The organism is Paractinoplanes ovalisporus (assembly GCF_016834655.1).
In the GTDB taxonomy this organism is placed as follows: domain Bacteria; phylum Actinomycetota; class Actinomycetes; order Mycobacteriales; family Micromonosporaceae; genus Actinoplanes; species Actinoplanes ovalisporus.
Genome location: NZ_JAENHP010000034.1, coordinates 87723 through 93896, shown reverse-complemented (window position 1 = coordinate 93896; position 6174 = coordinate 87723). Strand labels below are relative to the sequence as shown.

Annotated in this window: 3 protein-coding genes; 2 read left to right on the top strand and 1 reads right to left on the bottom strand. The window is 71.2% G+C overall.

Features of this window, described 5'->3' with window-relative positions; genetic code table 11:
* Nucleotides 1-738 precede the first annotated feature (738 nt).
* Nucleotides 739-1956, top strand: a complete 1218-nt coding sequence (gene coaBC / locus JIG36_RS48510; protein WP_203383717.1) for a bifunctional phosphopantothenoylcysteine decarboxylase/phosphopantothenate--cysteine ligase CoaBC — start codon at nt 739-741, stop codon at nt 1954-1956.
* A 75-nt stretch (nt 1957-2031) separates the two neighbouring features.
* Nucleotides 2032-3222, top strand: a complete 1191-nt coding sequence (gene metK / locus JIG36_RS48505) for a methionine adenosyltransferase (RefSeq protein ID WP_203383716.1) — start codon at nt 2032-2034, stop codon at nt 3220-3222.
* Nucleotides 3223-3458: 236 nt separating this feature from the next.
* Here the strand turns inward: metK and JIG36_RS52935 are convergent, their stop codons facing one another.
* Nucleotides 3459-6020, bottom strand: coding sequence for a primosomal protein N' family DNA-binding protein (locus JIG36_RS52935; protein WP_307873217.1), 2562 nt, complete (start codon nt 6018-6020; stop codon nt 3459-3461).
* Nucleotides 6021-6174: the final 154 nt, after the last annotated feature.

The following is a 6174-nucleotide window of genomic DNA, read 5'->3' as shown; positions in this document are numbered from 1 at the left end:
CGCGACGGCAGCCTTGGCTCATCGTGAGGAAGGGCAGGGTGCAACCGGGGTTTGGTTGCGCCCTGCCCTTCCTTGCGATTCGCTTGAGGCCGCCGCCGCGAGGAGACCACCCAAACCCCCACGCCCCCGCCCTTGCTTTTCACCGATCTCCGAGCGATGGCCGGGGTCTGGGGCGGAGCCCCAGGGTCTTAGCCCTTCCCAGCCGAAATCCAAGCCCGAAATCCAAGCCCGAAACCCGAGCCCCGTTACCCGCACAACTTCGGGTTAAAGGAGGGTTCCGATGGCGGTCTTAAAGAGCCAGGGTTCGGGTCGAACTGCCCAGCCCAACGGCGCTCCGTAGGGCAGACCGTGGAATGCCTGGCCCATCCCGACGGCGCCACCGTCGCTCAGCCCAGATCCTCGGTTGCAGGCACCCTGCGCCTCGAAGAACCCCAGGTAGGCGTGCCGGAGCTGGGCGTCGTCGACGAGCGTGGCGGCGTCGTGGCGGGTGACGATGGGGCCCAGCGACAGCATCCCCGCAGGTCGGCGATTTCGAGGAAGTATGCGCCCCCGCCAGCCCGCGAACGCGCCGAACACCTCGGCCCACCTCCGCGACGTCAAAACCACCCCACTATCCACAGCCTCGACCCAACCGGGGAACCGGGGTTATCCACAGCGCCCGGGTCCGTCCCTCCCCGCAGCCGGAACCGGGCTAGCGTTGGCACAGCCCCAATCAAGGGGCCCCAAAAGGAGGACGCGGTGACTGAAGTTGTGCTCGGTGTGGCCGGTGGCATCGCTGCCTACAAGGCCTGCGAGCTCCTCCGCCTGTTCACCGAATCGGGGCACAAGGTGCGCGTGGTGCCCACCGCGTCCGCACTCCAGTTCGTCGGCGCGCCAACCTGGGCGGCCCTCTCCGGACGACCCATCTCGACCGAGGTGTGGGATGACGCGCATGAGGTGCCTCACGTCCGGATCGGGCGGGCCGCCGAACTTGTAGTCGTCGCGCCCGCGACCGCCGACCTCCTGGCCAAGGCGGCGCACGGCATCGCCGACGACCTCCTGACGAACACCCTGCTGACGGCGACCTGTCCGATTGTCTACGCGCCGGCCATGCACACGGAGATGTGGGACAACCCGGCCACTCAGGCCAACGTCGCCACGTTGCGGGCCCGCGGCGCGGTCGTGATCGAGCCCGCGGTCGGGCGGCTGACCGGCAAAGACACCGGCAAGGGGCGCCTGCCTGACCCGGCCGAGATCTTCGAGCTGGCTCTGCGCGTACACCGGAAGGGTCTTGACCTTGACCTGGCCGGGCGGCACGTCGTGGTGACGGCCGGGGGGACACGCGAGCCGCTCGACCCGGTGCGTTTCCTGGGCAACCGGTCGTCCGGCAAGCAGGGGTATGCGCTGGCCAAAGCGGCGGCGGCACGCGGGGCGCGGGTGACGCTGATCGCGGCGAACGTGACGCTGCCCGATCCGGCGGGCGTCGACATTCTGCGGGTCGGGACGACCGAGGAATTGCGGGCGGCGACGGTGAAGGCGGCCACCGAGGCGGACGCTGTGGTGATGTCGGCCGCACCCGCCGACTTCCGGCCCGCCACCGTCGCCGACGAGAAGATCAAGAAGACCGAGGGCGGCGTGCCGGCGCCGATCACGCTCGTGACCAACCCGGACATTGCGGCTGAGCTGGGCGCGAGCAAACGACCGGGACAAATCCTCGTAGCCTTCGCGGCCGAGACACATGACGCGATCGAGCACGCCCGGGCGAAACTGATCAAGAAACGTGCCGACCTGATCGTCGTTAACGAGGTGGGAGTGGACCGCGTCTTCGGCGCCGACCACAATGAGGTCACGCTGCTCGGGGCCGACGGAAGCACGGCCAGTTATGCCGAACTCCCTAAAGATGATGTGGCCGATATGATTTGGGACCATGTCGTCACGCTCCTGGAACACCAGGTCGCAGACGATGGGACGGCGTAGCACCCAGGCGACTCCGGTCAGGCGCGGTGGCTACACTTCCGCGTTACGTTGTATTCGACAAATCTGAGGAGCACCGTGGCACGCCGCCTGTTCACCTCCGAGTCGGTCACGGAAGGCCACCCGGACAAGATCGCTGACCAGATCAGCGACGGCATTCTCGACGCCCTGCTGTCGCAGGACCCCCGCAGCCGGGTCGCGGTGGAAACCTTGATCACGACCGGCCAGGTGCACGTCGCGGGTGAGGTCACCACCCAGGCGTACGCCGACATCCCGAGCATCGTGCGCGACACGATCCTCAAGATCGGATACGACTCGTCGAAGAAGGGCTTCGACGGCGCGTCCTGTGGCGTCAGCGTCTCGATCGGGTCGCAGTCGCCCGACATCGCCCAGGGCGTCGACAGCGCGCTCGAGCTGCGCGAGGGTGACAGCGAGCACGTGCTCGACTCCCAGGGCGCCGGCGACCAGGGCATGATGTTCGGCTTCGCCTGCTCGGAGACCCCCGAGCTGATGCCGCTGCCGATCGCCCTGGCCCACCGCCTGGCCCGCCGGCTGTCGGCCGCCCGCAAGGACGGCACGATCCCTTACCTGCGGCCCGACGGCAAGACCCAGGTCACGATCGAGTACGACGGTCTCAAGCCGGTCCGCCTCGACACGGTCGTCGTCTCGTCGCAGCACGCGGCCGACATCTCGCTCGAGTCGCTGCTCACGCCCGACATCCGCGAGCACGTGATCGCGCCCGAGCTGGAGGGCCTGGGCCTCGACACCGAGGGCTACCGCCTGCTGGTCAACCCGACCGGCCGCTTCGAGATCGGCGGCCCGATGGGCGACGCCGGCCTCACCGGTCGCAAGATCATCGTTGACACGTACGGCGGTTACGCGCGTCACGGTGGCGGTGCCTTCTCGGGCAAGGACCCGTCCAAGGTGGACCGCTCGGCGGCGTACGCGATGCGCTGGGTCGCGAAGAACGTCGTGGCGGCCGGCCTGGCCGAGCGCTGCGAGACCCAGGTCGCCTACGCGATCGGCAAGGCCCACCCGGTGTCGCTGTTCGTCGAGACGTTCGGCACCGAGAACGTCCCGGTCGAGCGCATCGAGAAGGCCATCAACGAGGTCTTCGACCTGCGCCCGGCCGCGATCATCCGCGACCTCGACCTGCTGCGCCCGATCTACCAGCAGACGGCCGCCTACGGTCACTTCGGCCGCGAGATCCCCGAGCTGCTCTGGGAGAGCACCGAGCGCGCTCAGGACCTCAAGAACGCCGCCGCCTGACCTTCAGCCCCACCCGGCGCCCTCGCGATCCTTCGCGGGGGCGCCGTCCCGTTCGTTAGCGCTTTTCGCCGTGCCGGCAGGACCCGTTGCGTTTGCCGCGCTGGCAGGTCCTTGACGCCCATCGCGCTGGCGGCACCCTTTGCGTTCGTCGTGCTGGTAGGGCCCTTGACGCCTGCTGCGTCGGCAAGACCCTTTGCGTTCGTCGTACTGGTAGGGCCCCTTGAGCCGTTCGCGGGCTAGAAGAGGGCCGAGGGGTCGATCTCGACGCGGACGGTCAGGGGAGCCTTCTTGGCGCTGCGGACCGCGGCGGCCTCGTGCAGGGCGTGGGCCATCGCGGCGGCCTGGGAGCGGGGAACCCGGAGGAGCATGCGTTCCTGCTCCTCGTCGGCCGGGACCGGGCCCAGCAACTCGGTGTCGGCGGGCAGCCGGGCCACGTTGAGGAAGTCGGCGACCGCTTCCGCCTTGCCGGTCAGGCTGGCCATGCGGGACGCGGGCGGGAACGAGAGTTCACGGCGTTCGGTCAGCTCGCGCAGGGCGAACCAGCCCGGATCCCAGCGGATCAGGGCCTGGACAGTAGCCAGCGAACCGTCCGCCACGACTACGACCCGGCCGCCCCGGGACGCGGGCCGGGCCAGGGCGGCGGCGTTCAGCCAGCGGCGCATGGTCTCTTCGGCCGCGCGCAGATCGGAGCGGGTCAGCAACGCCCACGCGTCGAGCAGCAGGATCGCTCCGTACCCGTCCTTGGCCACCGGCTCGGCGCCCGGCGTGGCGACCACCACCGCAGGTTCGGCCGAGACCGTGTTGAGGATTTCGTCACGGCCGGAGGTGCGGACCGTGGTTCCCGGGAAGGCCCGCCCCAGCTCCTCAGCCGTACGGCGGGCACCCGTGATCGACGCCCGAAGGCGCCGGCTCCCGCAGGAGGGACACGAGTAGGCGGCCGCGGCCCGGCCGCACCAATGGCACGTGGGGACGTCGCGGGCACCCTGCAGCCCTAACGGCCCCGAGCACTGTGGACAGCGGGCCGGCGTGCGGCAGTCGGCGCAGGCGATCGACGGCAGGTAGCCGCGCCGAGGCACCTGCACCAGCACCGGCGCGCCGGCCTTGAGCGCTTGGCGGGCGGTCTCCCAGGCCAGACTGGGCAGACGCGCGACGGCGGCCCCCGGGTCGCGGGCCATCTGCGGGTCGTCCCCGGTCGGCGCGATCGCCGGCGCGTGGGCCCGAAGCACGTCACGGCTGGCCGAGATCTCCCGGGCCCAGCCGGTCTCGAGCAGGAGCTGCCCTTCCCCCGTACGGGCAAAGCCGGCCACAAGCGCAGCACAGTCAGCCAACTGGGCACGCGTGAGCAGCACCTCCCGGGCGTGCGGATAGGGCGACCGCGGCTCGGCGTGCAGATCGTCGCCGTCATCCCAGATCACGACGAGCCCGAGCTTGGCCACGGGCGCCCACATGGCGGCCCGCGTGCCCACGACCACCGGCACTTGGTGCCGACTGGCCGCCAGGAACCGCCGGTAGCGTTCCGCAGGCCCCAACGCCGCATTGAGCGCGACATGACGCCCGGGACCGAGCGCCACACCCAGCGCCCGGTCCACCCGTTCGAGATCGCGCGCATCGGCTACCACGATCACAACCCCGCGCCCACCGCGCACGGTGGCTTCGGCCGCCTCCGCAATCCGGCCCGCCCAGTCCTCGCCGGGCAGCGCCCCCCAGACCGCCCGCGCGTTACGCCCTTCAGCAAGCGCCCGCAAGAACGCCGGCCCAGCGGTGTACTTGCCCCACTCACCCGGCTCAGGCACACCCCCAACTCGCGCCGCATCCACGCCGTTGCCCGCCCGGCCCGCGCCCGCTCGTGCGTTGTCCGTGCCACCGTCCGCCCGGCCGGCACCCGCTCGTGCGTTGTCCGTGCCACCGTCCGCCCGGTCGGCACCCGCCCGGTCGGCACCCGCTCGTGCGGTCTCCGTGCCACCGTCCGCCCCGACAGCGTCCGCTCGTGCGGTGTCCGCGCCACTGGCTGCCCGGTCAGTGCCCGCCCGCGTGGGGTCCGTGCCACCGTCCGCCCCGCCAGCGTCCGCTCGTGCGGTGTCCGCGCCACTGGCTGCTCGGTCAGTGCCCGCCCGGTCAGTGCCCGCCCGCGTGGGGTCCGCGCCACCGTCCGCCCGGCCACTGTCCGGTCGCGAGTCGCTGGGCCCGTCACCTGCCTGTGTGCCGCCTGACCCATCGCTCGCGCGCACCGTCCTTGGCCCGCTGCTCGCCAGCACGCCGGCGGGGCGGTCGCTCGTGTGAGCCGCGGCGGGTCCGCCGCCTTCCTGGGCGCCGTCTGCCGCGCCGCCTGCCGCGCCGCTGGTCGGGGTGCCGTCGGGGTCGCCGTTCGTGTGAGTCGCGGCTGGGGTGGCCTCCGGATGGGGTGCGTCCTGGTCTTCGGGGGTGGGTGGGGTGGTGTCGTCAGCCGAGGGTGGGGTGTCCTTGGCGTTGGGCTTGGCCGACTGCGCCTCGACGCGGGCGTGGCGGGGTGGGACGGCCAGGCGCAGGACGTCGCACAGATTGCCGGCATAGCGGTCGGCCACCGCGCGGGCCGCGTGGGCGATCTCGGGGTCGAGGACCTGCTCGGGGGAGACCACCTTGTCGAGGTAGGCCAGCTTACCGCCGTGGGGGGAGGACTCCGCCCGCTCCATCAGGAAACCGCTGATCAGCTGGCCGGCGAAGCGGACCTTCACCCGCACGCCGGGCTGGGCCGCCTCGTCGTCGGCGGCTGCCACCAGATAGTCGAAGGGGCGGTCGAGGTGGGCCAGAGGCACGTCCACACACACGCGGGCCACGGGTAACCGTTCCGCCGGCACCCGTTCGCTGCGTCCACCCTTTGCTGCCATCGCTGAACATTCTGCCCGCCCCCTCCGACAAACTCGGTCGCTCCTTGATCCTGGCCGGATCGCGTCGTCGCGTCGTCAGCCCATGGGT